Genomic DNA, 25653 nt, shown 5'->3' on the forward strand with positions numbered 1-25653 from the left:
ACGGTTCGTTGCTTTGTCCTTCTGTGCTGCGCTATCATGGTTCTTAAAGCATGAATCACTTCGGGAGGAAGCAGAATGGAAGCAACGATCGACGATTTTCATAAGCTGGAACTACGGATCGGAACGGTGATTGCCGCCGAGCCTTTCCCGGAAGCGCGCATTCCGGCCATAAAGCTGCAGATCGATTTCGGGGAGCTCGGGATCAAGCGCTCCAGCGCGCAAATAACGAAGCGGTATGTGCCGGACGATCTTATCGGAAGACAGGTTGTAGCCGTTGTTAATTTTCCGCCCAGACGCATTGCCGGATACGTATCCGAGGTGCTGGTTCTCGGCGGGGTACCTGAGCACGGAGATGTCATTTTGCTCGCGCCGGACCAGACGGCTCCGAACGGGACGCCGATTGCATAGCGATGGAAAAAGTACTCCATCTTCTTCGGAAGCGGGAGTACTTTTTTTGTGCGGCTCTTTATTTCGATTTCTTCGCGCCTTTGTCACTGGTACGGGTCGTCGTATTCTGATTTCCGTGGCCTTGCTGCTTGTCGGACATGTGCGGCACCTCCTTTTTACTTGCTTCTCGAATAAATGGATCCTTTATAGTATGACAATCCGGGATGCGGTTATTCAGACATATTACTTTAGGGGCAGTCCCCAAATAAGTTGGGGACTCCCTCTGTTCGATCAGGCTCACGGCGATTTCGACCGGTGCGAAGAGTTTTTTTGCGAGCAAGGAAGTTTGCGTATTTTGGCATAAGCATTATCTCATGCTAAGAGTAAACTCCGTGGTGTGCCGGTCTAAATTTGTTCACAAATTTTTCACGGGAATGGTATGAAAGGGCATGTGTAAAGTCGCGCGTATTTTGTACAATAAGACTATACGTCTTTACGGCCAAACAGTAAGGGGGGATTATCTATGCAAAAGTGGGCTATGTTTTCACTATTCATCGTCGCCTGTCTCCTTGGCGGGGGCATTTTACTCCAGAACATCTCTGCCCGTCAAGCGGAAATGGCAAAAGAGGAATCGGCGGGCCCTTCGATTAAATTCGTAGCCACGAACTACCAGTTCGATAAGCCGGAATACACGGCGAAAGCTGGCGAGAAGATGAGCGTTTCTTTAATGAACAAGGAAGGGCTTCATGCGCTTGAGATCGTAGGTACGAACGTGAAGCTGGACAACAACAACAAATCAATGGAAGTGACCTTCGACAAACCGGGCACGTATGAAGTGCACTGCACGCTGCCTTGCGGTCCGGGACATGCGGAGATGAAAACCAAGATCGTCGTATCCTAAAAGCAAAGCAATATATCGTTTAACCAATGTGCCAAGGAAGTCTCGGGAGCCGTCTCCCGGGGCTTTCTTTTCTTTTTGCCGCGGAGGGAATATAATACGGGGGGAGACTACTTGACAGGGGAGTTGGTCTGGATGAGAACGGTCGATATCATACATAGCAAACGAGACGGCAAGGAGCTGTCTTCCGAAGAAATCACTTTTTTGATCGAAGGCTATACGAAAGGGGAAATTCCGGATTACCAAATGTCCGCTTGGGCGATGGCGGTATATTTTAACGGCATGTCCGCGCGGGAAACGGCGGATTTAACGCTGGCAATGGCGCGTTCGGGAGATCAGGTCGATCTAAGCTCGATTCCCGGCATCAAGGTCGATAAGCACAGCACAGGCGGTGTCGGAGATACGACGACGCTTATCGTAGGGCCGTTGGTGGCGGCGGCCGGTATTCCCGTGGCGAAAATGTCCGGCCGGGGCCTCGGTCATACGGGCGGGACGATCGATAAGTTGGAAGCGATTCCGGGCTTTGCCGTCGAGCGGACAACGGAGCAGTTTTTGGCGCAGGTGCGGGAGATCGGGCTTGCGGTAGTCGGGCAAACCGGCAACCTGACACCGGCGGACAAGAAGCTGTACGGCTTGCGGGACGTGACGGCGACGGTCGAATCCATTCCTCTGATTGCCAGCTCGATCATGAGCAAAAAAATCGCTTCCGGCGCGGACGCCATCGTCCTCGATGTCAAGACAGGCCGCGGCGCATTTATGAAATCGCTGGACGATTCGATCAAGCTGGCTCAAGCGATGGTCGATATCGGGACGGAGGTTGGCCGGGAGACGGTTGCGGTCATCACCAACATGGATGAGCCGCTTGGTCCTTCGATCGGCAACTCGCTGGAAGTGCTGGAGGCGATCGATACGCTCAGCGGCCGGGGGCCGGCTGAGCTGACGGAGCTTTGTCTGGAGCTGGCAGCGCATATGGTGCGCCTTGGAGGCAAAGCGGACGGCGAAGCCGAAGCGAAGGAACTCGTCACCCGCTTGCTTGAAAACGGTGAGGCGCTCGCAAAGCTGAAGCAGTTCATTGCCGCACAGGGAGGCGACGCCGGTATTGCGGAAGATCCCACCCGGCTTCCCCAAGCTGCCCGCCGCGTGGACGTTCCGGCGCCGGAAGAAGGCTGTGTAGCTGCGATCGATGCAGAGGCGCTGGGGATTACCGCCATGCTGCTTGGTGCGGGTCGTGCGACCAAAGAAGATCAGATCGATCTGGCCGTGGGCATCAAGCTGTTCAAGCGTGTCGGCGATCCGGTGAAAAAGGGCGAGCCGATTGCCGAGCTGTACATCAACCGCGAGGATTCGGCAGAAACAGCGGAAATGATGCGCCGGACGGCCGCTGCTTTCACGATCGCTTCGGCGCTTGCCGAAAAATTGAAGTTGATTTATGCCGTTGTTACGAAAGACGGCGTTCGCAAGCTGTAATAAGCTGGTGATCGCCACATGAATGCCCGGGATTTTCGTCCCGGGCTTCTTTGCGTGCATGCCAAACGATGGGAGTAAGCATACTAAAGACGGACAATCACCCACAGGAGGCTGAAACAACGATGAATCACGTTAAAGTATGGGTTCGTGCCTCGCTCGTGCTTGGCTGCGTCGCCGTCCTGACTGCCGGCTGCACGAACAGGCAGCAGGCGCGCATGCAGCAGCAGGCTGCTCAAACCCAACAGCAAACGCATCACGCACAGCAGGGAACGAATCAGGGGGCTCAACCGTATCAAAGCACCGCCAGAAAAATTGATATCGCAGATGCGGCGGCCACCAAAATTGTCTCCGAGGTGCCGGAAGTCCATTCGGCGAATGTGCTCGTTACCGACCATACGGCTTATGTGGCATCCGTGCTGAAACCTAACCAGACGCTGACGCAGGACGTTGAAAATCGCATCGCCGGGAAAGTCCGGGCGGTGGATGCGAATATACAACGCGTCTACGTATCCGTCAATCCGGATTTTGTCGGGCGCGTCAATACGTATATAGCGGATGTGCGTGCCGGACGTCCGGTCGGCGGATTCGTGCAAGGGTTTGCGGATTTGGTGCGCCGCGTGTTCCCGACCGCGCATTAGAGCAGCATCCTCCAGCGCGAATGTCAATGCCAGCCGGGGTCGAGCTTGCTACCCGGCTGGTTGTTTTCCTGTTTTGGAATATTTTGTTTCGGATTCGTCAACACTGAATACCAGTACCTACAATCGAGCTCCGACAGGAGGGGAGAATAGGGTTATGTTCAGCAAAGTGATCAAGTGGTCGATTTGCCTCCAGCTTCTGCTGCTGGTCGTGCTGCCGCCCGCGATGGCGGAGGAAGCGAAAAGGGCGCAGCCGGTTGAGCTGGCTCCGAATGCTGTGTCTTCCGTTATCATCGACGCGGATTCCGGCACGGTCATTCACGACAAAAACAAAGATGCCAGGCTTCCCCCGGCCAGCATCACGAAAATTATGACGATGCTGCTTATTATGGAAGCGCTGGACCAAGGAAAACTCAAGCTGGATGAGAAGGTGCGGACAAGCGAATACGCCGCTTCCATGGGCGGCTCGCAGATTTTTCTGGAAGTCGGCGAGGAAATGACGGTACGCGATATGCTGAAAGGCATCGCCATGGCCTCCGGCAACGACGCATCGGTAGCGATGGCGGAGAAAATTGCAGGTACGGAACAAGGGTTCGTTCGGATGATGAACGAGCGGGCCGCGCAGTTGGGAATGAAAAATACCCATTTTGCCAATCCGAACGGACTGCCTGCCGAAAATCACTACTCTTCCGCTTACGATATTGCGCTGATGTCCAAAGAGTTGCTTAAGCATGAAGAGATTACCCAGTATACCGGCTTGTATCAAGACCATTTACGCAAGGAAACGCCCAAGCCGTTTTGGCTCGTCAATACAAACAAGCTTGTGCGCTTTTATTCGGGGGCGGACGGCTTGAAAACAGGCTATACGAGTGAAGCGAAATTTTGTTTGTCGGCAACGGCGAAGCGCGACAATCTGCGCGTCATCTCCGTAGTCATGGGCGAGCCAGATACCAAAACGCGCAATGCGGAAGTCACGCGGATGTTCGATTATGCATTCTCGCAATATACGAATCATCCGATCTACAAGACCGGAGAATCGCTTGGCGAATTGAGAATCGGCAAAGGCGAGGTGCCGGTCGTACCGTTGACGGCTACACATCCGTACAGCGTGCTGCTCAAAAAAGGGGAAGCGGCTGACGGAATCCGCCATGAAGTCCAGCTGCGGACGGATTTGAAAGCGCCGATTGCAGCCGGGGATTCGATCGGGAAAATCGTCGTGTACAAAGGCGATCAAGTATTGACCGAATTTGCGCTTGAAGCGCCTATGGATATGAAAAAAGCCGGCTGGTGGACCTTGACGAAACGAACGGCGAAGCGGATGTTGTTCTTAGATTGAAGAACAGCCGCCGGCCTGACATACACAGCATGATCCCCGCAGATACAGCCTACGCCGCCGCGGGGATTTTGCGCTATTCCGCTGCGCTATTCCGCTGCGCTTTCTGTCGCTTTTGTTCTAGTTATAGCGCATTTCTTCTAGTTTTGTCGGGGGGCAGGAAAAGGATTCCTTCACGTAGAAATGAGTGTGCATGAACGGGAAGGAGTGAGCAGCTTGAGTCTGCAAATCGAACTCGAGCATTACCGCCAAACGCTGATCGTCAGGCTTCAGGGAGAGCTGGACCATCATTCGGCGGACACGGTCAAAACGCGGATGGAAGAGGCGGTCATGCGTGGAAACGTCAACCACATCATTATGAGCTTCAAGGAGCTATCCTTCATGGACAGCTCCGGCCTCGGCGTCATTCTGGGCCGCTACAAGCAGATTACGGCGCGCGGCGGCAAAATGGTCGTCTGCGACCTGAATCCCGCCGTGTACCGGCTTCTTGAAATGTCCGGGCTGTTCAAAATCTTATCGATTCAGGATAACGAAAGAAAAGCGCTGCAAAGTTTGGAGGTCGCCCTATGAGTGAACGAAACTTTATGACGCTGAAGTTTGCCAGCCGCTCCGAGAACGAATCGTTCGCCCGTGTCACCGTCGCCGCTTTCGTATCGCAGCTGGACCCAACGCTGGATGAACTGACAGATATCAAGACGGTCGTGTCCGAAGCGGTAACGAACTCCATCATTCACGGCTACGACAACCGCCCGGACGGGATGGTCACGATTACAGCCGAGCTCGAAGGGGACACGGTTTTTATTACCGTGACGGACGAAGGAGCGGGGATCGAGGATCTGGATCTGGCCAAGCAGCCGCTTTATACGTCAAAGCCGGAGCTGGAGCGGTCCGGTATGGGCTTCACAATTATGGAAAATTTCATGGACGCGATTGAAGTGACGACAACCTTAGGCACAGGCACCACGATTAGAATGAAGAAGCGAATCGAATCGAAAAAAGCTCTTTTCAATTAGGGGTCTGATCTCATGGATGTAGATTTGAAGCACGCCTCACACAGCTATTTGGATGATAGCGAAGTCAAACGATTGATTGCGCTCAGCCAGTCCGGCGACACTATGGCCAGAGATACGCTGGTGCAATGCAACATCCGTCTGGTCTGGTCGGTGGTGCAGCGGTTTCTTAACCGGGGCTACGAGGCCGAGGATTTGTTTCAGATCGGCTGCATCGGACTGCTCAAGTCGGTGGATAAGTTTGACTTGTCGTATGATGTGAAGTTTTCAACGTATGCGGTCCCGATGATCATCGGGGAGATCCAGCGTTTTCTGCGCGACGACGGAACGCTTAAGGTCAGCCGTTCGCTCAAGGAGCTGGCCAACAAAATCCGCAAGACGAAGGACGAGCTTTCGAAACGGAACGGTCGGCTGCCGACGATCAAGGAAGTGGCGGAGGAGCTTCAAATCACGCCGGAGGAGGTCGTCTTCGCTCAAGAAGCGAACAAGCCTTTGTCCTCGATTCATGAAACCGTTTTTGAAAACGATGGTGACCCGATCACCTTGATGGACCAGATCGCGGACGAGGGCGGAGACAAGTGGTTCGACAAGCTGGCGCTCAATGAGGCGATCGGCACGTTGAACGAACGGGAACGCTTGATCGTCTATCTCCGTTATTTCCGGGATCAGACGCAGTCCGAGGTGGCCAGCAGGCTTGGAATTTCCCAGGTGCAGGTCTCGCGGCTGGAGAAAAAAATCTTGCAGTCGATCAAGGATCAAATTGCTCAATAACCAAAGCTCTCCGAGGTTCCTCTTGCGGGAATTGACGGGGAGCTGTTTTCATTCCAACCGAAAAAGAGAACGAGCGAACGCTCTCGTCCTCTTGGCGCGTTCTTGAGGACAGTCTTGCCTTTACTGGGCGCGGGCTCTGTCGTCGTCGCGGAACAGCAAAGCGATGCAGTACAGCCCCGCCAAACCGACCAAGGTATAGATAATTCGGCTTAAGCCGGAAGATACCCGATGGGCGTCGCCTCCGAACAGGGCCGCAACCAAGTCCCATTGAAACAAACCGACCAACAGCCAGTTTAAAGCCCCGATAATCACGAGCGTTAACGCCGTTCTTCTCATCTGCTCGACACCTTCCTCTAAAGAAAAGTTTGGGTGATCTTGTTCTTTCCCTTACTGTTTGTCAAGCCGCTTTCGTTTATGCTTCGGCTCCCAGTGAAATTTTTTCCAAAGTCCGGGACGTTTACCACCATGCGTAATTATTCATACTACCGTTAAATGCAAGGTAAGGGAGGATTCGGAGATGAACCGTGCTTCCGCTCCGTCCCTGTACATCCGATTGCGCAAACGGATGCGGGCCAGCCGCGGCGATCCGATTCGGCTCGGGCATATTGCTGTCTTTATGACGGAGCCCGAATACGAGGCGGAGCTGCTTGGGCTGGAATTGTATCACCCTGAGGAGCATGACGGCAGCTTGCTGCTTATCGATATGATGCTGGTCGTGCGCAAAATCAAAGAGCGGTTTCCGTCCATGACCATCGAGCATTTCGGCGAACCGCACACGCTGGTTGAAATTTCAGGCAAAACTCGCCCTCCCAGCATGGTTCTCATCATTCTGGTGTGGCTGCTGCTTTTTGTTGGATCGGGTCTGGCTATTATGAACTTTCACGCCGACGTCAGCATGGCTGAAGTCCACCGGAGCATCTATAAGCTCCTCACCGGCAAACAAACCGAGCGCCCGCTGCTGCTGCAAATTCCGTATTCGTTTGGCATCGGCATCGGGATGATCGTCTTTTTCAATCATCTGTTCAAGAAAAAGTTCAACGAGGAGCCGAGCCCGTTGGAGGTGGAAATGTTCATGTACCAGGAAAACGTCAACCAGTATGTCATCGCTGAGGAATACGCCAAAATCAATCGCTCGCCGGACAGGGAGCCGCCGCCTTGACCGGACTGCTGAGCGGGTTTCTGCTTGCTTTTGTCGGCTTGTCCGGAGGCCTTGCAGTGGGCAGCGGCATGGTTGCTTTTCTGGTGGTGCTGGACATCATTCCGAGGCTGGCGCAAATCAGCAGATCGTACCGATCGATCCGCTTATACGAAGCTGCCGTCGTGCTCGGTGCGGTTTTTTTTACGGTGACGGATTTCTTTCAATGGAAGATCCGGCTGTTTCCGTTGTCTGCCTCGCTGCTCGGCCTGTTCGCCGGCTGCTTTGTCGGAATGCTTGCAGCAGCGCTGACCGAGGTTATCAACGTGCTGCCGATTTTGGCCAAAAGAATCCGGATGGAAGAATACATGATCTGGCTGCTAATGGCGATGATTTTCGGGAAAGTGTTTGGCTCGCTGATCGACTGGCTCGGGCTGGTGCAGTAAGGCCCGAAGCTGCGCCGCAGCAAAATTCACTGGGAGGTGAAGGGCGTGAACAAGCAAATCAAACGAGCGAAATTAATAGGCGGAAAACCGAAAAAGCTCCGCAGCTTCAAGCCCCCGGAGGAAGATAAGCTGATCGTTGACCGGGAAGGCAATATTATCGGCAGCCTGTCGACAGACGAACCGGAGGAGCTATCCGCGAAGGACGGAAGAGAGCGCGATACCGGCTCGGGCGATTCGGAAACGGGAATGTCGCGCAAGATGCGTCAGGAGACACAATTGACGGCGGAGGAGCGGGAGCTCAAGGAGAGCACGGAAATTTCCGAGGATTTCGACCGTCTGAAGCGGCAGTTGGAAGAGCAAGTAGGCTTGAACAAAAGCTTCGACGTCATCTTTCGCGAAATGGTTTTTGGCGGGCAAAAAACGGGGATTTTCTACTATAACGGGTTCATTAAAGATTATGTGCTGACCGAAATTCTGGAACGGCTTTCTTATGCCGATCAGGTGCGCCAGGAAGCGGAGCACCAGGAACCGGCAGAGGAGCGCCGGAAACCTTACCGGAACTGGAGAACGGACCATGAAGAAGAGCCGCCCGGCCGGCAGAAGGAGGGCAATCGCCGCAATATTATCGGCTTGTTCGACGAGGCGCTGATTCCTCATGTGCAGGTGAAGCGGACCTGCAAGCTGAAGGAAGCAATCGATAATGTCGCGATGGGCGGCACGGCCTTTTTCTTTGAGGGTCAACGCGAAGCCGTTCTGGTCGATGCCAAGAGCTTTCCTGCCCGCACGACCGAAGAGCCCGAGCTCGAACGGGTTGTACGGGGCTCTCGCGACGGCTTTGTCGAGACGCTGCTTACCAATGTTACGTTAGTACGCCGAAGAGTGCGGGACCCGCGACTGAAGCTGGAGATTACGCAGGTCGGCAAACGGACGCAGACCGACGTGTGCATTGGTTACATCCAAGACATCTGCGACATGAAGCTGGTGGAATCCGTCCGCGATAAAATCAAAGAAGTGAAAGTGGACGGGGTGCCGCTCGCCGAGAAACAGCTGGAAGAAGCGATCGTCGGAAAAAGCTGGAATCCGTATCCGTCGGTCCGGTATTCGGAGCGTCCCGATGTGGTGGCGGCTCACCTGCTGGAAGGCCATGTCATCGTGTTTGTCGATACGTCCCCTTCGGTTATGATTTTGCCGACGACGTTTTTCCACCATGTGCAGCATGCGGAAGAATACCGTCAGACGCCGATTGTGGGCACCTACCTCCGGTGGGTGCGGTTTATCGGCATCGCCGCGTCGATCTTTCTGCTGCCGCTTTGGCTGCTTATCGTGTCTTCGCCGGAGCTTAAGCCGGCGGGGCTCGAATTTCTGGGGCCGCAGAAGCCGGGTAGAATCCCGCTGCTCGGCCAGTTTCTTATTGCGGAGCTCGGCATCGACCTGATGCGGATGGCCGCCGTACATACGCCTTCGCCGCTCGCGATCGCGATGGGCTTGGTGGCGGCCATTTTGGTAGGAGAAGTAGCCGTCAAGGCGGGATTGTTTACAAACGAAGTCATCCTGTACTTGTCGGTTGCCGCGGTCGGTACGTTTGCGACCCCCAGCTACGAGCTTAGCTTGGCGAACCGCATTTGCCGACTCGCCCTGCTCGTGATTGCCGCGGTTTTCAAAGTGCCGGGTTTTGTCATCGGCTCCACGGTGCTGCTGCTCATGCTGGCGCTGCAGCGCTCGTACAATACCCCGTATTTGTGGCCGTTTATTCCGTTCAATGTGAACGCGATGAGGCATATTTTGGTAAGAGTGCCGTTTCTGTCCATGAAAACGCGCCTAAGTCTGACAAGGCCGAAGGACAGAACCCGGCAGCCGCAGCGTTAACCATACAAGAGCATCATCGCTCCCTGCGCCCCTTTGAAGCCCGGCTTCGGAGGGGTGTTTTGCATATTGTGTTTTGGCGCTTGTCTGTGGTACTTTAAAAGTAATGTCTTTTCATGGGGAGAAGGAGTCAAACAAGATGTATTTACACGGCACCAGCAAGATTAACGACAGGGGACATCTGGAAATCGGCGGCTGCGACACAGTCGATTTAGCCAAGCGCTACGGAACACCGCTGTATGTCATGGACGAACATTTGATCCGCCAGCGCTGCCGCGAATTTGTGCAAGCTTTTCGCGCTACGGGCCTCCGGTTTCAGGTAGCATATGCCAGCAAAGCGTTCTGCGTTATGGCTATGTGCCGTATTGTCGAGGAAGAGGGCATGTCGCTGGACGTCGTATCGGACGGCGAATTGTATACTGCATTGGAAGCCGGTTTTCCGGCCGAGCGGATTCATTTTCACGGCAATAACAAAACGCCGCAAGAGCTTGAGATGGCGGTTAACGCCAAGATCGGCTGCTTTGTCGTCGATAACTTCGTCGAGCTGCACATGCTGAACGCCATTGCAGGAGAGAAACGGCAAAAAGTCAATGTATTGCTGCGCATCACCCCAGGGGTGGATGCTCACACGCATGAATATATATCGACAGGCCAGACCGATTCGAAGTTCGGCTTCGATCTGGCTAACGGCGCGGCCGAGCAGGCGGTCAAGGAAGCGTCGGAGCTGCCGAATATCGAGCTGCTCGGCGTTCATTCGCATATTGGCTCACAAATTTTCGAGGTCGGCGGCTTCCGGCTTGCGGTCGATAAAGTGGCCGATTTCGCCGTCCATATTCGGGAACAGCTAGGTCTGACGTTTCCGGTCATCAATCTGGGCGGAGGCTTCGGTATCCGTTATGTCAATGGCGATTCGCCGCTGCCCGTCGCCGAGTACGTGCAGGCGATCACCGAAGCGATTCAAACGAAATTCGGCCAAAACAGCTATCCGCTGCCCGAGATCTGGACGGAGCCGGGCCGGAGCATCGTCGGCGACGCCGGAACGACGCTGTACACGATCGGCACGTACAAGGATATTCCCGGCGTGCGCAAATACGTTGCCGTCGACGGCGGGATGACGGACAATCCGCGCCCGGCGCTGTACGAAGCGCAGTATGAGGCCATGCTCGCGAACCGGGCGAGCGAAGCGGACGAAGAGGTCGTATCCATCGCAGGCAAGTGCTGCGAGAGCGGCGATATGCTCATTTGGGACGTTAGCCTGCCGCAGGCGCGCTCGGGCGATTTGCTTGCCGTTGCCTGCACCGGTGCGTATAACTACGCGATGTCGAGCAACTATAACCGGATTCGCCGGCCGGCCGTCGTTTTCGTGAAGGACGGCGAGGCCGATATCGTGGTCAAACGCGAATCGTTCGAGCATTTGCTCGGCAACGATGTCGTACCCGAACGGATGCGGCAAGTGACGGTCAAAACGTTATAAGGAAGCCAAAGAGAACGTCCGGTCCCTGCGGCCGGCGTTTTTTATCGTCGGCGTGAGCGATAAGGGTAGATGTGATTTGTGCGGAACCGCTTTTCATAGTAAAATAGGAAGGGTTGTCCGGGGCATCGCAGAAGGATGCGTCCGGCAGAACAAGCAACTAAAGGAGTGTACGTCCTATGGCAAAACAGGCGATTATTAAAATGACTGACGGCAACGAGATCGTACTCGATTTGTTCGAGAAAGACGCGCCGAATACGGTAGCGAACTTTGAAAAGCTTGCAAACGAAGGCTTCTACAACGGAGTCGTGTTTCACCGTATCGTGCCGGGCTTCGTAGCGCAAGGAGGCTGCCCTCATGGAACCGGCACCGGCGGCCCGGGCTATTCGATCAACTGCGAGATCAACCCGAACAAGCATGAACGCGGAACGCTAGCCATGGCGCATGCCGGCCGTAACACCGGCGGCAGCCAGTTTTACATCTGCTACCAGCCGCAGTCTCATCTGGACGGTCAGCACACCGTGTTCGGGAAAGTTGTCAAAGGTATGGAGCATGTCGATGCGTTCAAAGGCCGCGACAAAATGGAATCCGTTCAAGTCGTGGAAGCTTAATCGCTGTTCATTTCTTTAACGTTAAAACGCCGACCCCTTGGGAAATCATCAAGGGGTTTCGGCGTTTTTTAATTCATGAAGTCTACGTCGGAAGCATTGATTGGGAAGATCGCTCGGTCCTCCGGCTTTGAAAAAAGCAAAAAACCGCGCTTGCAATTTTTATTTCGCGATGGTACTATTGCAATCAATGCTAGGTATGTATTTCTGGTAGACCACAAGTTCATACAGCTTACCTTCGGGGCAGGGTGAAATTCCCTACCGGCGGTGATGTTTCGGCTTGTTTGTTATCGGCCGAACTCAGTCCGTGACCCGTGCAGCCAGCTTCTGGTTGCCGGTGGACTCGGTGCAATTCCGAGACCGACAGTATAGTCTGGATGGGAGAAGGGAAAGCGGAATCAGCGATCGACTGTCTGCGTGCATATGTGCGTTATTTCACATACTCAACATGCCACAGGTGCGTCTGTTCGAGCATGTCTTCTTGCCATGTGTCTTTGGACATGGAGCAAGGTTTATTTAGGTATGCATCGATGCAGCACTAGCGCCATGCACGGCATTGCATTGCGATCTGTCGCTGCAAGGATTCCGCCTGCGTTTGTTCACGTAAACGCGACGCTTCTCACAAGCCCCTTTTTGCTAGGAAAAAAGAGGGCTTTTTCGCATTTTCCGGCAAGCTAATCGAGAGAAGGAGGCTGCATCATTTGACCGTGAGGCTGCTGAACGACGAGTATTACATGAATCTGGCTTTGCAGCTGGCTGCTTCGGCGGTAGGACAGACGGGCATTAATCCGGTCGTCGGCTGCGTCATCGTCAAGGACGGCCGCATTGTCGGGATGGGCGCCCACCTGAAGCGGGGTGAAGCGCACGCCGAAATTCATGCGCTGAACATGGCGGGAAGCGAAGCGGCTGGCGCCACCGCCTACGTGACGCTTGAGCCGTGCAGTCACTTCGGCAAGACGCCGCCGTGCAGCGACCGGCTGATCCGCGAAGGCGTCAAGCGGGTCGTCGTTGCGGCCACCGATCCGAATCCGCTTGTGGCCGGCAGCGGGATCGCCCGGCTTCGGGCGAGCGGCATCGAGGTGACGGAAGGGGTGCTGGAGCAGGAGGCGAACGCTCTGAACGAAGCGTTCAATACGTTCATCGCCACCCGGCGGCCGTTCATCACCGTCAAATCGGCCAGCACGTTGGACGGCAAAATCGCCGCCAGGACGGGCGACAGCAAGTGGATTACGGGCGAGGCTTCTCGCGCTTACGTTCATACGCTGCGCCATCGCCATCAGGCGATTATGGTCGGCATCGGCACCGTGCTGGCCGATGACCCGTCCCTGACGACCCGGCTGCCTGTGCCAGGTCTGCACCCCATCCGCGTCGTCGTCGACTCGACGCTGCGGATGCCGCACGAGGCGAAGCTCGTGCGGGACGGGGCTGCGCCGACGGTCGTGCTCACGACCGAACAGGCGCCGGCGGCGCGCCGCCGCGAGCTCGAAGCGCGCGGCGTAGAGATCATCGACTGCGGGCCGGGCCCCGCTGTCGATTTGGACGCCGCCATGGCGCGGCTTGGCGAGCGCGAGATCGGCTCGCTGCTTGTGGAAGGCGGCGGCAAGCTGAGCGGCGCGCTGCTGGAGCGCAGGCTCGTCCACAAGCTTGCGCTCTTCCTGGCGCCAAAGATCATCGGCGGAGGCGCGCTGGCCCCGGCGAACTTCGACTTCGCCGGCTTCGGGCAAATGCGCGAGGCGATTCGGCTGGAGCGCATGCAGGTCGAGACGTTCGGTGACGACCTGTGCCTGGTCGGGTACCCAAAGTATGCGGAGCCCAGCGAATAGACAGGCTGCTCCCGAGAAGGACGGGTAGCGATGAATAGGAGGGATATTCCATGTTTACGGGAATTATTGAAGAAATCGGCACACTGCGCCGCATAGCCAAGCAAGGTCAGGCGATGGTGCTGACGATCGGGGCGAAGCGTATCTTGGACGATGTGAAGCTTGGCGACAGCATTGCGGTGAACGGTGTCTGCTTGACCGTCATCGCTTATGATGAATCTTCTTTCACCGTCGATGTGATGCCGGAAACGTTCCGGCGATCGAACCTGTCCCGGCTGTCGAGCTCGTCTCCGGTCAACCTGGAGCGGGCGATGACGACAGGCGGCCGGTTCGGCGGTCACATCGTGCAGGGACACGTCGATTCGACCGGCATCATCCGGGGGCGGACACCGGAAGAAAACGCCGTCGTCTTCCGCGTAGAGCCGCACGACCCGGGCATCTTAAAATATATCATCCCGCACGGCTCGATCACGATTGACGGGATCAGCCTGACGGTCGTCGAACTGGGAGAAACGTCGTTTACCGTATCCATCATCCCGCATACGCTCGCGGAAACGGTGCTGCAGTACAAGAAGCAAGGGGATGAAGTCAATCTCGAAGCCGACGTTCTCGGCAAATACATCGAGCGGCTGCTGACCTTCCGGACGGGAGAAGGAGCTGCCGCAACTCAAAGGACAACCCCCGGCGGTCTGAGCACAGCGTTTTTAACGGAGCACGGGTTCCTGTAATTCGGAACCGGCTCCCATCGACAATTAGGAGGAGAGAGGAATGGACGAACCGATCCAGTTTCATCCGATTGAAGAAGCGATATACGATTTGATGCTGGGCAAAGTCATTATCGTCGTGGACGACGAAGACCGCGAGAACGAAGGCGACTTCATCGCTCTGGCCGAGAAAGCGACGCCCGAGGTCATCAACTTCATGATCAAGGAAGGCCGCGGCCTCGTCTGCGCTCCGATTACCGAAGAGCGGGCCCAGGAGCTGGACTTGCCGCAGATGGTATCGCGCAATACGGATTACCACGGCACGGCCTTCACGGTTTCGGTTGACCACGTCGAAACGACGACTGGCATTTCCGCATCGGAGCGTTCCCGGACCGTGCAAGCGCTGATCGATCCGCAGACGAAGCCGCAGAGCTTCCGCCGTCCGGGACATATTTTTCCGCTCACGGCTAAGAAAGGTGGCGTGCTGCGCCGTGCCGGACATACGGAAGCGGCGGTCGATCTGGCGCGCATGTGCGGCGCTTACCCGGCTGCCGTCATCTGCGAAGTGATCAAGGAAGACGGCGAAATGGCCCGCGTCCCGGATTTGATGGAGATCAGCCGCAAGCATGATCTGAAGATCATCACGATTCAGGACCTGATCCGTTACCGTAATCAGAAGGAGAAGCTCGTGCAGCGCGAGGTCGAGGTGCGGATGCCGACGGACTTCGGCGTATTTACCGCCATCGCCTACTCGAACGACGTGGACCGCAAAGAGCATGTGGCGCTTGTCAAGGGCAAGATCGACAGCGACCGTCCGACGCTCGTGCGCGTACACTCCGAATGCTTGACCGGCGACGTCTTCCACTCTCATCGCTGCGATTGCGGACCGCAGCTTGCGGCGGCGCTGAAGCAGATCGAAGAGGCAGGCTCCGGTGTGCTGCTGTACATGCGGCAGGAAGGCCGCGGCATCGGCTTGATCAACAAGCTGAAGGCGTACAAGCTGCAGGAGCAGGGGCTCGATACCGTCGATGCGAACCTGAAGCTGGGCTTCGCCCCCGACCTGCGGGATTATGGGATCGGCGCGCAAATCTTGAAGGATCTCGGCATCAGACGTATCCGGCTCATGACCAACAACCCGCGCAAAATTCGCGGTCTGGAAGGCTACGGGCTTGAGGTGGACGAGCGTGTGCCGCTGCAAATGGAAGAAAACGAGGACAATACGAACTACCTGCATACGAAGCAGGCGAAGCTGGGGCATTTGCTTGATTTTACTATTTAAAAAAATATTTCATCAAATGAAGGGAAGTTGAAAGGACATGGCGAAAGTATACGAAGGACATTTGGTCTCGCAAGGATTAAAATACGGGATCGTGGTCGGACGGTTCAACGAATTTATTACGAACAAGCTGCTGGGCGGCGCGCTGGATGCGCTGAAGCGGCACGGCGTACAGGAAGACGAAGTCGAGATTGCCTGGGTTCCAGGCGCCTTCGAAATTCCGTTGATCGCCCAGAAAATGGCTGAGAGCGGCAAGTACGACGCTGTCATCACGCTTGGTGCGGTCATCCGCGGGTCCACTCCGCATTTCGACTACGTTTGCAATGAAACGGCCAAAGGCGTGGCTGCCATTTCGCTCAAAACCGGCATTCCCGTTATTTTCGGCGTGCTGACGACCGACTCGATCGAGCAGGCGGTGGAGCGCGCGGGAACCAAAGCCGGCAACAAAGGCTGGGAAGCGGCTTCGAGCGCCATCGAGATGGCCAATTTGACGAAACAGCTGACAAGCTAACGAAAGCTGCATGAGGATTAAGGGGGAACGAGAGGAAAGTGAAAGTCACAGTAAAGCTGGAAACCTTTGAAGGCCCCCTTGATTTGCTGCTGCACTTGATCGATAAAGCGGAAGTCGATATTTACGACATTCCGATTAAAGAAATTACGGATCAATACATGGAGTACTTGGACGCCATGCAGGAACTGGAGCTCGAAGTGACGAGCGAGTTCCTGGTCATGGCGGCAACGCTGCTTTCCATTAAGAGCAAGATGCTTTTGCCAAAGCCGCCCGTTGTGGATATGGAGTTCGACGATTACATGATGGACGAGGAATACGACCCCCGCGCCGAACTCGTAGCGAAGCTGATCGAATACCGCAAGTATAAGGCGATTGCGGATCATCTGCGGGACAAAGAGATGGAGCGCAGCCTCATTTATACGAGAGAGCCCGAAGACTTGACCCCGTATGTGCCTGCGTTACAGGAAAACCCGGTCAAAGGTCTGCATGTGGCCGATCTCGTGAACGCGTTTCGCAAGGCGATGCGGCGGATGCAGAGCCGTCAGGCGATTGCCAAGATCCGCAAGGATGAAATCTCGGTGAAGGATCGCATGTACGAGGTGATCGGTACGCTTGAGAAGTGCGGGGGCAAAGTCATGTTTTCGAAGCTGCTCGACGACGACGCGACGAAAGACACGATTGTCGTTACGTTTTTGGCGCTGCTGGAGCTGATGAAAGTCAAGAGGATCGTCTGCTTCCAGCATAAACTTTTTGACGATATTGTGATTCAGGCAAGAGAGGAAGGAACGACAGATGGATTTTGGGCAGATGAAATCAGTTATTGAAGGCTTGTTGTTTGTGGCGGGAGACGAGGGACTGGACGCCAAACAGCTGGCCGATGTGCTGGAGCTCAGAGCCGAGTTCGTGACCGATCTTGTGCTGGATCTGCAGGAGGACTTGAAGCGTCAGGGCCGCGGGATTCAAATTGTCGAGTTGGCGGGCACCTATCAGCTTACGACCGTGCCGGAGCACGCGCCTTATCTTGAGCGGCTGGCCTACTCTCCTTCGCGGACGTCGCTTTCTCAAGCGGCTCTCGAGACGCTTGCGATTGTAGCGTACAAGCAGCCGATCACGCGGGTGGAGATCGAGGAGATTCGCGGGGTGAAGTCGGAACGCGCGCTGCAGACGCTGATGGCCAAAGATCTAATTCAAGAGGTAGACCGCGCAGACGCGCCGGGAAGACCGATTTTGTACGGGACGACCAAATCGTTTCTTGATCACTTTGCACTTAGCTCGATTGAAGAGCTTCCGGAGACGGCGATGTTCGAAAATGACGATAATCTGGAAGAAGAAACACGGCTGCTTTTCGAGAAAATGGAAGGCAAGCAAATCATGTTCGAGGACGTAGCAGAACCGGACGGTATGTAACGTACGCATGTTTTTCCAATGCTGGGCTATACTAACTCCTGAGGAAACGAAGCCGGAGGCTTCCAGCCCAGGAGGTTTTGTGCTTCCCGCAAGCGTCCGGGCCGTAGAGGAGGAGCATCGCATGATATGGGCCTGGATCGCCGGAGCGGTTGTGGTCTTGATTTTTGCTGTGGCGCAAAGCAAGATTAAAATTTGCCTGTCTTTCGTACATATGGAACAAAATGACGAGATTCGAATCGATGTCCGCTCTTTATTCGGGCTTATCCGCTACAGGTACATCGTGCCGTTGCTCCGCTTCCAGGGATGGCTGGAAGGGCTGGAACTGAAATCGGAGAAGATGAATCCGAACAAGGGGCATTTTCAGGGCGAGCCTAGACGTAAAATCGACTTCGATAAAATAAAAGAGGCGATCGAAAACTTTCGTACTTTGCTGCACAACTGTTTTAAGTTTAACCAGTGGTTTCGCCGGCTGCTCAGCCGTTTTCATTGTACCGAATTGAACTGGAAAACATCGGCTGGCATCGGGGACGCGGCGGAGACAGCTGTTGTCGTAGGCACCTTATGGGGGCTTAAAACGTCGTTTCTGGGGTATATTTTCCAGACGGTTCGGCTTGAGACGAAGCCGGAGCTTCAGGTGATGCCTATCTTTAATCAGAACGTATTCATCATGGAAGGCACATGCCGCGTACATATCCGCTTGTGGCATCTTGCCGTGGCGGGACTCCAACTACTCTTCCGGATTTTAAAAGTAAAAGGCGGACTGCGCGCCTGGAAGAAAGTGCTGCTGCGCACCTGACGAAGCTGTCGTGAACTGCATTGCGCAGAAGCGGCGGCTTTTCGGCATTTACGGACCGCCTCTCGCATATCGCTTTTCGCTTTGGGTAATGCTAAAGAAGCAATCGAAAATTGTAGCGTTCAAGCCTTTTCGAAAAGGAGGATCTTCATTCATGTCTGAGCATCCGATTCAAGGACTCATGAAAACGGCCATGGAAAACATCAAAGAAATGGTCGACGTCAATACGATTGTGGGCGATCCGGTCGAAACTCCGGATGGCAGCGTCATTATGCCAATCAGCAAAGTAGGCTTCGGCTTTGCGGCCGGCGGCAGCGAATTTGTGACTGACGAGTCCGTGTCCGCAGGCATTAGCCGCAACGATCCGCATAACGCCAATGTGGTCTTGCCGTTCGGCGGCGGCAGCGGCGGTGGCGTATCCATCACACCGATCGCTTTTCTGGTCGTAGGCAAGCACGGCGTCAGGGTCGTGCCGCTCGATAACCAAACCCACCTGCTAGAGCGCCTGATCGATTCGGCGCCGCATGTCGTCGACCGTATTCAGTCGATGATCAAGAACGGAGTTAAATCCGGTGCGGGGGCGACGACGGAAGGAACCGGGGCTGCTACCGTCACGAACAACATCGAGAATCAGAACTTTATTGTCTGAGTTGTCGGCTTTTGGAAAGAGTTGCTTACCTTACCAGAAACAATCCCTTTTCACCCGTCCCATTTTTGAGCATAATAAAGTTTGTAGATAAAGACATAATCGATATGAAAAAGGTTAGATCGTATCATTCGGCGAGCTGCTCTCAGGAGCAGCTTTACCTATTTTTACTGTTAATTAATTAACATGATACATATATTGCTCTTTCCCGAAGGTTGGACTATAGTTAATTTTGTAACTGTAGGACCGAAGACATGGGGAAAGAGGTATACGTTCATGCGGCTGTTGCCCACCAGATCGTGCGAACCGGGTATGCGCCTCGGGAAGTGCATTTATAACGAAGAAGGTGTCATTCTTTTAAACGAAGGAGTGGAATTGACGGGGGGATTACTCGGGCGTTTGGAGAGACTCGGCATCGATTATTTATATATCGCCGATAAAGCGACAGAGGATCTTACGATAGAGGAACCGCTTTCAGATGAAACGAGAATCAGGGCGCTAACCGAAATCCGCACTCATTTTCGCAGCTTCATGGAAAACGAAAGCCGATCCAAATTTTCTAAAAACCACGTGCTCGGCCGTTCGTTCGGAAATGTCATGAAGATGATTATCGACGACTTGAACGAAAAGCAGGGCACCGCGATTATGCTGCTTAATATGAACGTTCTGAACAACTATTTGTATCAGCACTCACTGAATGTTTGTATTTATGCGACCATGCTCGGCATGGTCAGCGGCTACAACAAGGATGACCTAATGGCGCTCGGACTGGGCGCGCTGCTGCATGACATCGGCAAGACCAAGATCAATCTGGACATTATTAAGAAGCCCGGACCGCTCACGGCGGAGGAATTCGAAGAGGTGAAGAAGCACACAGAGATCGGCTTCCGCCTGCTTAAGGACGAGCCGAATATGCCCCTGCTTTCCGCCCACTGCGCCTTTCAGCATCACGAACGGGAAAATGGCAGCGGCTACCCGAGAGGGATCACGGGAAATGACATTCACGAATACGCCAAGTGGATCGCTGTCGCTGACAGCTACGACGCGATGACGACACACCGGCCGCACCGGCTCGCGATGCTTCCGCATCAGGCGATGGAAGTGCTGTTTGCAGGCGTCGGAACGCTGTATGATCAGCGTAAAGTAGCGATTTTCCGGGATAACGTCGCTATTTATCCGCTCGGCTTGACCGTCACGCTAAGCACGGGGGAGCAGGGCGTTGTCGTCAATATTAACCCTGCGGTGCCGCAGCGTCCTGTTGTCCGGGTGCTGATCGACGCCTATGGCCAAGTGCTGGGGCAGCCTTACGAAATCGATTTGGCCGAGAAGCTGACGGTGTTTATTAACCACGCGGACAATCTAACTCAAGCCCTTTAAGCTTGAAAGGGGGAGGCAATGGCATGTGCGGACGCTATACCGTTACCGTAAGCTTCGAAGAGCTGGTGCTTCATTTTATGCTGGACCGTCGCCCGTCGGCGTATCAGCCGCGCTACAATGCGGCGCCGGGCCAATGGATTCCCGCGATGATCGGGGGTGCGGGCGACGGGGCGAACCGGCTTGGCGAGCTTCGCTGGGGCCTGGTTCCCTCCTGGGCGCAGGATGACAAATCCGGCGCGCACATGATGAACGCGCGGGCCGAAACCGCCGCCGAGAAGCCCGCCTTCCGCAACCTGCTGAAGCGGAAACGCTGCCTCATTCCGGCCGACGGCTTTTACGAATGGAAACGGATCGGTTCGCAGAAGTAGCCGGTCCGCTTTGTGCTGGCGGACAGAGGATTGTTCGGCATGGCTGCATTGTATGACACATGGGTGGCGGAGGACGGAACGAAACTGCACACTTGCACGATCCTTACGACAGCCGCAAACGGATTGGTGGCCGAGGTTCACGAGCGGATGCCCGTCATTTTGCTGCGAGAGCATGAGAGCTTGTGGCTGAACCGGACCGTAGAGGACGAAAGGGAGCTGCTTCCTGTTTTGCAGCCGTATCCCGCCGAGCGGATGAGGTATTACGAGGTCGATCCGAAGGTCGGCCGTGTTTCATACAATGAGCCCGATTGCATAGAGCCTTTAGCCTTGTAGCCTGTAGGGGGACACCTGCAGGCGCAAGGCTTTTTTATTTGATATTTTTCCCCACACGCTTCCAGAGTGCTGCTTGTTATAGGCCGTTCATAACCTGAGGTGACAAGCATATACATATACAAAGACATGGAGTTGTCCGACCGATAGCAGTCGGCCTTTCCTGTAGGATGGCGCGTGGGAGGAAAAAGATGAGAAAAGGATGTCTGCTTTTGCTGGCTTTGCTGCTGGTTTATATGGGGGCGCTTCCGCCTGCGGGGGTCAGCGCCGCTCCGGGCGTATCGACCGGCGCGGCGGCTGCGGCGCTGATCGACGTCGCTTCCGGACGGCTGCTTTACAGCTCCAGAGGGGACAAACCGATGCGCATCGCAAGCCTGACCAAGATCATGACGGCGATTGTCGCGATTGAACATGGGCGTTTGAGCGACCAGGCGAAAGTAAGCAAGAACGCTTTCGGCAAAGAAGGTTCGTCCATTTACTTGAGGCTGAACGAGGAAATGAACCTCAAGGATTTGCTGTACGGCTTGATGCTCCGTTCCGGGAACGATGCGGCCGTTACGATTGCCGAGCACGTGGGCGGGAGCATGGAAGGCTTCGTCTTCTTGATGAACGAGAAGGCGAAAATCGTCGGGATGACGAACTCCAGCTTCAAAAATCCTTCCGGCTTGGACGAGCAAGGGCATTATTCGACTGCGAACGATATGGCCAAGCTGACCGCTTATGCGCTCAAAAACCCCGTGTTTCAGGAGATTGTGAAAACGAAAGTGAAGAAAGTGCCGAATCCGAACGAATCCTGGGGCTACAGCTGGATCAATAAAAATAAAATGCTTTCGCTCTACGATGGGGCAGATGGGGTGAAAACCGGCTATACGAAGCTGTCGAAGCGCTGCCTTGTCTCTTCGGCGACCCGCGTCGGGCAGCAGCTCGCTGTCGTGACGTTGAACGATCCCGATGATTGGATCGACCATACCCGGCTGCTCGATTTCGGCTTCAAGCATTATCCCCTGCTTTCTTTGGTCGAGAAGGGGGAGACGATTGAGGGGACCGAGCTTGTCGCCGGGGCCTCGTTCCGATATCCGGCGGAACAGGCGGAACGCGGACGGCTGGCGCGTCAACCGATTGTATACGATGCGGCTTCCGTCGAGACCCGGCTCGGAGAAGCGGGAAGGCTGCAATTTCTGCTGGACGGCAAGCCGGTCGGCTCGGTCCCGCTGGTTGCCAAGGACAGCCCCCGGCTGAAGCAGAAAGAACGGTCCGCGTATTCGTTCGCGGAAGCGGAAGGGCTTGGCGGCGGCTATTCGCGCAAATGGCTCTACATCTTGACCGAATTGACCCGGGTGCTGTTTACCGGGCAAGCGGATTAAGCGGAAGGAGCGGCGGGCATGGTCAATTGGATCTGGTTGTTTTTCATTGTTGCGGGGTTTGTCGTCGCTGCTTTTCAGGGCAGAATCGAATTGGTGACCGAGGCGGTATTTGACGGCGCCAAGAGCGGAGTGACGGTCTGCTTCGGGCTCATCAGCATTATGGTGTTCTGGCTCGGCATCATGCGGATTGCCGAGGACGCGGGTTTGCTGCAAAAGCTGGCGAAGTTACTCTCGCCGGTCGTGCGCGCGCTGTTTCCCAGCGTGCCCAAAAATCATCCGGCGCTCGGGTACATTATGTCGAACATGAGCGCCAACATCCTGGGATTGGGCAATGCCGCCACACCGATGGGCATTAAAGCGATGCAGGAGCTGCAGCTCCTGAACAAGCATAAAGACATAGCGAGCCCCGCTATGTGCACGCTTCTGGCGCTCAATACAGCCAGCATTACGCTGATTCCTACAACGTTGATCGCCATTCGCATGAATTACAATTCGGCGAATCCGGCCGAAATCGTCGGTACGACGCTGCTGGCTACCTTTATCTCGACCTTGGCGGCCATCGTGGTTGACCGGTGGTACCGCCAGCGATCAACGCCGCCCGGACAGGGGAAAGGGTGAACCTGCGTGTATAACTTGGTCAATTGGATCTCGGCATGGGCCATCCCTGTCGTGATCGTCTTCATTCCTCTTTACGCCGCTTACCGGAAAGTTCCCGTCTACGAATCGTTTGTGGAAGGGGCTAAAGAAGGCTTCGATACGACGATCCGGATTATTCCGCATCTGGTCGGCATGATGGTGGCGATCAGCGTGTTCCGCGCATCCGGGGCGATGGATCTGATGATCGGCTGGCTGAAGCCGATTTGCGAGCGGCTAGGCATTCCGGGCGATATTATTCCGCTCGCTTTTTTGCGCCCGATTACGGGAGCCGGCTCACTTGCCTTTACGACAGACCTGATCTCGGAGTTCGGCCCCGATTCAATGATCGGACGGATCGCTTCCACGATCCAAGGAAGCACGGATACGACGCTGTACGTCATCACGGTATATTTCGGCGCCATCGGTATCCGCAAGGCCGGCTACGCCCTCAAGGTCGGTCTTATTTCCGACGCCGTCGGATTTATCGCTTCGATTGCGATCTGCTCGCTGGTATTTGCCTGAACGCAGCCGGTGAAGCGCAGACCGCATGCGTGCGGACCCGTCTTCCGCCCGCTCCGGCTTATTCGCCGGACCCCGCATCACCCCCCATCCATTCCGCACATATACTGTGAGCAGTCCAGCCTTAACGAGGTGAACCGCATGCAGTATTACGGCATTGTCATCCACCACTCCGCCTGCACCTCCATAAACGGAAAAGGGTATGATTATTTCATCGCAAAAAACGGCGACATCATCCCTTCTTCCGAGCAAACCGATCCGCTCTACATCCACCTGTGTCTGGAAGGGGACTTCTCCGGGCCACGCGCCGTCAGAACTCCTGCAGAGAAAGAGCAGCTGTTTTTGATGAACAAGCTGATTCTCCGGCTGTCGGAAACGTACGGTTTTCAGCCCGACGACATTTTTCCGCATTCGATGACGTGCCCGGGCGACGATTTTCCGTGGGCGCAACTTGTGATTTCACCCAAGGATAGGTATCATTAGCTTGAGGTGAATCCAACAGATGGACAGATTGCAAAAAGTGTTGGCCGAAGCGGGTGTGGCCTCCCGCCGCAAGTGTGAAGAATTGATTACCGCAGGACGTGTGGAAGTCAATGACAAGGTAGTAAAGACCCTGGGGGTGAAGGTTGACCCTTCCCAGGATTTTATTAAAGTGGACGGCAAGCCGATCCGCCGGCAATCGAAAGTGTATGTGATCTTTAACAAACCGAAAGGCGTGATCACAAGCGCCCAAGATCCCGAAGGACGTAAAACGGTGACGGAGTTTTTCAAAAACATCAAGCAGCGCATTTACCCGATCGGCCGGCTCGATTACGATACCGAGGGCTTGCTGCTGCTCACCAACGACGGCGAATTCGCCCATTTGCTGACCCATCCGAAGCACCACGTGCCGCGTACCTATTTGGCCACGGTCAAAGGCGTACCTCACGGCAGCTTGCTGGACAAGCTGAAGAACGGGATTGAGCTGGAGGACGGGAAGACCGCGCCCGCGGAGGTGGAATACCAGGACGTGCGTCCGGAAACCAACGAAAGCGTCGTGAAAATAACGATTTACGAAGGACGCAACCGGCAGGTGCGGCGGATGTTCGACGCGATCCATCATCCGGTCATCAAGCTGAAACGGATTCAATTCGGGCCGCTTCTGCTATCCGGCATCCCACGGGGCAAGTTCCGCCACCTGACCCCGCAGGAGGTCAACGAGCTTCGTCAAGAAGCGCTTAAAGCGGGAGAAGGCAAGTCACATAAAATTCAAAAAGGCGAATAATTACAGTGACCATTTTCGATATAATGGAAATGTGATATTTGTCAGTCAACTCTCGTTTTAAAGGTGTGAGAATATGGGAAAACATAGACGATGGGTCCAAATTTCCATTTTTGCCGTCATTATCGTCATCGGCGCGCTCACGCTCGCGAGCAACCTGTTCGGGAGCGACAAGAAACCGACGCAAGGGTCGGAGGCGCCGGATTTTAAGCTGCTCAGCCTGGACGGCGCCACCCGCAAGCTGTCCGATTACCGCGGCAAAGTCGTCGTCGTCAACTTCTGGGGAACGTTCTGCGAGCCCTGCCGCAACGAGATGCCGGCGCTCGAAAGACAGCGCGCCAAGTGGAAGGATAAAAATGTCGAGATTCTCGGCCTCAATCTGGACGAGCCCAGAGTCGCGGTCGAAAACTTTGTCAGCCAATATAAGGTTACGTTCCCGATTTTGCTCGATAAGAATGAGGAAACCCGCAAGCGTTACGGCGTTTCCCAGTATCCGACCACGTACTTCATCGGACCGGAAGGGAAGGTCGATGTCATCCGGATCGGCGAAATGGACGAGGCATATATTGAGAAGACGATCACATCGTTATTACCGCAAAAGCAAGGGTGGAAGTAGG

The 25653-nt window shown here is 55.0% G+C and carries 29 protein-coding genes, 1 pseudogene and 1 riboswitch; of the genes and pseudogenes, 29 read left to right on the top strand and 1 reads right to left on the bottom strand.

Features of this window, described 5'->3' with window-relative positions:
• The first annotated feature begins 75 nt into the window (after window positions 1-75).
• The 8 genes from csaA to sigF all read left to right on the top strand — a co-directional run bounded on the left by csaA (window position 76) and on the right by sigF (window position 6501).
• The gene (gene csaA, locus BLO51_RS00490) at window positions 76-408 is read left to right on the top strand and encodes a chaperone CsaA (protein ID WP_090665688.1); all 333 of its coding nucleotides are present in this window, start codon (window positions 76-78) and stop codon (window positions 406-408) included.
• Window positions 409-910: 502 nt separating this feature from the next.
• Complete coding sequence (locus BLO51_RS00495) at window positions 911-1288, top strand: cupredoxin domain-containing protein (protein WP_090665690.1); 378 nt, start codon at window positions 911-913, stop codon at window positions 1286-1288.
• 132 nt (window positions 1289-1420) lie between these two features.
• Entirely contained in the window at window positions 1421-2752 is a 1332-nt protein-coding gene (locus BLO51_RS00500; RefSeq protein ID WP_090665692.1) for a pyrimidine-nucleoside phosphorylase, read from the top strand.
• Between the two features lie 122 nt (window positions 2753-2874).
• Entirely contained in the window at window positions 2875-3390 is a 516-nt protein-coding gene (locus BLO51_RS00505; protein ID WP_167670064.1) for a YhcN/YlaJ family sporulation lipoprotein, read from the top strand.
• 154 nt (window positions 3391-3544) lie between these two features.
• A complete protein-coding gene (locus BLO51_RS00510; RefSeq protein ID WP_090665696.1) occupies window positions 3545-4723 on the top strand; it encodes a D-alanyl-D-alanine carboxypeptidase family protein in 1179 nt (392 codons plus the stop codon).
• Window positions 4724-4936: 213 nt separating this feature from the next.
• Complete coding sequence (spoIIAA, locus tag BLO51_RS00515) at window positions 4937-5290, top strand: anti-sigma F factor antagonist (RefSeq protein ID WP_090665698.1); 354 nt, start codon at window positions 4937-4939, stop codon at window positions 5288-5290.
• A complete protein-coding gene (gene spoIIAB / locus BLO51_RS00520) occupies window positions 5287-5733 on the top strand; it encodes an anti-sigma F factor (RefSeq protein WP_090665699.1) in 447 nt (148 codons plus the stop codon). The genes spoIIAA and spoIIAB overlap by 4 nt, the downstream gene beginning before the upstream one ends.
• Window positions 5734-5745: 12 nt before the next feature.
• A complete protein-coding gene (gene sigF, locus BLO51_RS00525; RefSeq protein ID WP_090665701.1) occupies window positions 5746-6501 on the top strand; it encodes an RNA polymerase sporulation sigma factor SigF in 756 nt (251 codons plus the stop codon).
• 120 nt (window positions 6502-6621) lie between these two features.
• Here sigF and BLO51_RS00530 read toward each other — a convergent pair whose 3' ends face one another.
• Complete coding sequence (locus tag BLO51_RS00530; RefSeq protein ID WP_090665703.1) at window positions 6622-6837, bottom strand: DUF378 domain-containing protein; 216 nt, start codon at window positions 6835-6837, stop codon at window positions 6622-6624.
• Window positions 6838-7018: 181 nt separating this feature from the next.
• Between BLO51_RS00530 and BLO51_RS00535 the strand changes: the two genes are divergently transcribed.
• From BLO51_RS00535 to resA, 21 genes and pseudogenes are all read left to right on the top strand, one after another.
• On the top strand, window positions 7019-7660 hold the full coding sequence (locus tag BLO51_RS00535) for a stage V sporulation protein AA (protein WP_090665705.1): 642 nt from the start codon (window positions 7019-7021) through the stop codon (window positions 7658-7660).
• Window positions 7657-8082, top strand: coding sequence for a stage V sporulation protein AB (locus BLO51_RS00540; RefSeq protein ID WP_090665707.1), 426 nt, complete (start codon window positions 7657-7659; stop codon window positions 8080-8082). Before BLO51_RS00535 ends, BLO51_RS00540 begins: the two co-directional genes overlap by 4 nt.
• Before the next feature lie 45 nt (window positions 8083-8127).
• Window positions 8128-9948 (top strand): spore germination protein, encoded by a 1821-nt coding sequence (locus tag BLO51_RS00545; RefSeq protein WP_090665709.1) that lies wholly within the window; start codon window positions 8128-8130, stop codon window positions 9946-9948.
• A 136-nt stretch (window positions 9949-10084) separates the two neighbouring features.
• Window positions 10085-11419, top strand: a complete 1335-nt coding sequence (lysA, locus tag BLO51_RS00550; protein ID WP_090665711.1) for a diaminopimelate decarboxylase — start codon at window positions 10085-10087, stop codon at window positions 11417-11419.
• Between the two features lie 176 nt (window positions 11420-11595).
• Window positions 11596-12027 carry a peptidylprolyl isomerase gene (locus tag BLO51_RS00555; protein WP_090665713.1) on the top strand — a complete coding sequence of 144 codons (432 nt, stop codon included), beginning with the start codon at window positions 11596-11598 and terminating at the stop codon, window positions 12025-12027.
• A 227-nt stretch (window positions 12028-12254) separates the two neighbouring features.
• Window positions 12255-12417, top strand: a riboswitch (FMN riboswitch).
• 314 nt (window positions 12418-12731) lie between these two features.
• On the top strand, window positions 12732-13847 hold the full coding sequence (ribD, locus tag BLO51_RS00560) for a bifunctional diaminohydroxyphosphoribosylaminopyrimidine deaminase/5-amino-6-(5-phosphoribosylamino)uracil reductase RibD (protein WP_281180307.1): 1116 nt from the start codon (window positions 12732-12734) through the stop codon (window positions 13845-13847).
• A 50-nt stretch (window positions 13848-13897) separates the two neighbouring features.
• Complete coding sequence (gene ribE, locus BLO51_RS00565) at window positions 13898-14572, top strand: riboflavin synthase (RefSeq protein ID WP_090665716.1); 675 nt, start codon at window positions 13898-13900, stop codon at window positions 14570-14572.
• A gap of 40 nt (window positions 14573-14612) precedes the next feature.
• A complete protein-coding gene (locus BLO51_RS00570) occupies window positions 14613-15827 on the top strand; it encodes a bifunctional 3,4-dihydroxy-2-butanone-4-phosphate synthase/GTP cyclohydrolase II (protein ID WP_090665719.1) in 1215 nt (404 codons plus the stop codon).
• Between the two features lie 37 nt (window positions 15828-15864).
• Window positions 15865-16335, top strand: a complete 471-nt coding sequence (gene ribH, locus BLO51_RS00575) for a 6,7-dimethyl-8-ribityllumazine synthase (protein ID WP_090665720.1) — start codon at window positions 15865-15867, stop codon at window positions 16333-16335.
• A 38-nt stretch (window positions 16336-16373) separates the two neighbouring features.
• On the top strand, window positions 16374-17159 hold the full coding sequence (locus BLO51_RS00580; protein ID WP_090665722.1) for a segregation and condensation protein A: 786 nt from the start codon (window positions 16374-16376) through the stop codon (window positions 17157-17159).
• Window positions 17128-17742 carry an SMC-Scp complex subunit ScpB gene (gene scpB / locus BLO51_RS00585; RefSeq protein WP_090665724.1) on the top strand — a complete coding sequence of 205 codons (615 nt, stop codon included), beginning with the start codon at window positions 17128-17130 and terminating at the stop codon, window positions 17740-17742. The genes BLO51_RS00580 and scpB overlap by 32 nt, the downstream gene beginning before the upstream one ends.
• Before the next feature lie 121 nt (window positions 17743-17863).
• Window positions 17864-18538, top strand: a complete 675-nt coding sequence (locus tag BLO51_RS00590) for a DUF2953 domain-containing protein (RefSeq protein WP_167670065.1) — start codon at window positions 17864-17866, stop codon at window positions 18536-18538.
• Between the two features lie 151 nt (window positions 18539-18689).
• Window positions 18690-19184, top strand: coding sequence for a GerW family sporulation protein (gene ytfJ, locus BLO51_RS00595; RefSeq protein WP_090665729.1), 495 nt, complete (start codon window positions 18690-18692; stop codon window positions 19182-19184).
• A gap of 273 nt (window positions 19185-19457) precedes the next feature.
• Window positions 19458-20558: an HD-GYP domain-containing protein gene (locus BLO51_RS00600; RefSeq protein ID WP_090665731.1), complete on the top strand. Its 1101-nt coding sequence runs from the start codon at window positions 19458-19460 to the stop codon at window positions 20556-20558.
• A 23-nt stretch (window positions 20559-20581) separates the two neighbouring features.
• Window positions 20582-21259, top strand: a pseudogene (locus BLO51_RS00605) (SOS response-associated peptidase).
• A 188-nt stretch (window positions 21260-21447) separates the two neighbouring features.
• Window positions 21448-22620 (top strand): D-alanyl-D-alanine carboxypeptidase family protein, encoded by a 1173-nt coding sequence (locus BLO51_RS00610; RefSeq protein ID WP_090665733.1) that lies wholly within the window; start codon window positions 21448-21450, stop codon window positions 22618-22620.
• A gap of 18 nt (window positions 22621-22638) precedes the next feature.
• A complete protein-coding gene (locus BLO51_RS00615; protein ID WP_090665736.1) occupies window positions 22639-23238 on the top strand; it encodes a nucleoside recognition domain-containing protein in 600 nt (199 codons plus the stop codon).
• A 6-nt stretch (window positions 23239-23244) separates the two neighbouring features.
• Window positions 23245-23778 carry a spore maturation protein gene (locus tag BLO51_RS00620; protein WP_054977572.1) on the top strand — a complete coding sequence of 178 codons (534 nt, stop codon included), beginning with the start codon at window positions 23245-23247 and terminating at the stop codon, window positions 23776-23778.
• 138 nt (window positions 23779-23916) lie between these two features.
• Window positions 23917-24258 carry a peptidoglycan recognition protein family protein gene (locus BLO51_RS00625; protein ID WP_090665738.1) on the top strand — a complete coding sequence of 114 codons (342 nt, stop codon included), beginning with the start codon at window positions 23917-23919 and terminating at the stop codon, window positions 24256-24258.
• Between the two features lie 19 nt (window positions 24259-24277).
• Entirely contained in the window at window positions 24278-25039 is a 762-nt protein-coding gene (locus BLO51_RS00630) for a pseudouridine synthase (RefSeq protein ID WP_090665740.1), read from the top strand.
• 73 nt (window positions 25040-25112) lie between these two features.
• On the top strand, window positions 25113-25652 hold the full coding sequence (gene resA, locus BLO51_RS00635; RefSeq protein WP_090665742.1) for a thiol-disulfide oxidoreductase ResA: 540 nt from the start codon (window positions 25113-25115) through the stop codon (window positions 25650-25652).
• Window position 25653 lies beyond the last annotated feature (1 nt).

This window comes from Paenibacillus tianmuensis, from assembly GCF_900100345.1.
Classification (GTDB): domain Bacteria; phylum Bacillota; class Bacilli; order Paenibacillales; family NBRC-103111; genus Paenibacillus_G; species Paenibacillus_G tianmuensis.

Coding starts and splice junctions, on each gene's coding strand:
- scpB (WP_090665724.1), top strand. CDS start 17,128: ATGGATTTTGGGCAGATGAAATCAGTTATTGAAGGCTTGTTGTTTGTG.
- ribH (WP_090665720.1), top strand. CDS start 15,865: ATGGCGAAAGTATACGAAGGACATTTGGTCTCGCAAGGATTAAAATAC.
- BLO51_RS00625 (WP_090665738.1), top strand. CDS start 23,917: ATGCAGTATTACGGCATTGTCATCCACCACTCCGCCTGCACCTCCATA.
- lysA (WP_090665711.1), top strand. CDS start 10,085: ATGTATTTACACGGCACCAGCAAGATTAACGACAGGGGACATCTGGAA.
- BLO51_RS00590 (WP_167670065.1), top strand. CDS start 17,864: ATGATATGGGCCTGGATCGCCGGAGCGGTTGTGGTCTTGATTTTTGCT.
- BLO51_RS00615 (WP_090665736.1), top strand. CDS start 22,639: ATGGTCAATTGGATCTGGTTGTTTTTCATTGTTGCGGGGTTTGTCGTC.
- BLO51_RS00600 (WP_090665731.1), top strand. CDS start 19,458: ATGCGGCTGTTGCCCACCAGATCGTGCGAACCGGGTATGCGCCTCGGG.
- BLO51_RS00495 (WP_090665690.1), top strand. CDS start 911: ATGCAAAAGTGGGCTATGTTTTCACTATTCATCGTCGCCTGTCTCCTT.
- spoIIAB (WP_090665699.1), top strand. CDS start 5,287: ATGAGTGAACGAAACTTTATGACGCTGAAGTTTGCCAGCCGCTCCGAG.
- BLO51_RS00510 (WP_090665696.1), top strand. CDS start 3,545: ATGTTCAGCAAAGTGATCAAGTGGTCGATTTGCCTCCAGCTTCTGCTG.
- ribE (WP_090665716.1), top strand. CDS start 13,898: ATGTTTACGGGAATTATTGAAGAAATCGGCACACTGCGCCGCATAGCC.
- csaA (WP_090665688.1), top strand. CDS start 76: ATGGAAGCAACGATCGACGATTTTCATAAGCTGGAACTACGGATCGGA.
- BLO51_RS00505 (WP_167670064.1), top strand. CDS start 2,875: ATGAATCACGTTAAAGTATGGGTTCGTGCCTCGCTCGTGCTTGGCTGC.
- resA (WP_090665742.1), top strand. CDS start 25,113: ATGGGAAAACATAGACGATGGGTCCAAATTTCCATTTTTGCCGTCATT.
- BLO51_RS00530 (WP_090665703.1), bottom strand. CDS start 6,837: ATGAGAAGAACGGCGTTAACGCTCGTGATTATCGGGGCTTTAAACTGG.
- BLO51_RS00570 (WP_090665719.1), top strand. CDS start 14,613: ATGGACGAACCGATCCAGTTTCATCCGATTGAAGAAGCGATATACGAT.
- ytfJ (WP_090665729.1), top strand. CDS start 18,690: ATGTCTGAGCATCCGATTCAAGGACTCATGAAAACGGCCATGGAAAAC.
- BLO51_RS00630 (WP_090665740.1), top strand. CDS start 24,278: ATGGACAGATTGCAAAAAGTGTTGGCCGAAGCGGGTGTGGCCTCCCGC.
- BLO51_RS00555 (WP_090665713.1), top strand. CDS start 11,596: ATGGCAAAACAGGCGATTATTAAAATGACTGACGGCAACGAGATCGTA.
- BLO51_RS00535 (WP_090665705.1), top strand. CDS start 7,019: ATGAACCGTGCTTCCGCTCCGTCCCTGTACATCCGATTGCGCAAACGG.
- sigF (WP_090665701.1), top strand. CDS start 5,746: ATGGATGTAGATTTGAAGCACGCCTCACACAGCTATTTGGATGATAGC.
- BLO51_RS00500 (WP_090665692.1), top strand. CDS start 1,421: ATGAGAACGGTCGATATCATACATAGCAAACGAGACGGCAAGGAGCTG.
- BLO51_RS00610 (WP_090665733.1), top strand. CDS start 21,448: ATGAGAAAAGGATGTCTGCTTTTGCTGGCTTTGCTGCTGGTTTATATG.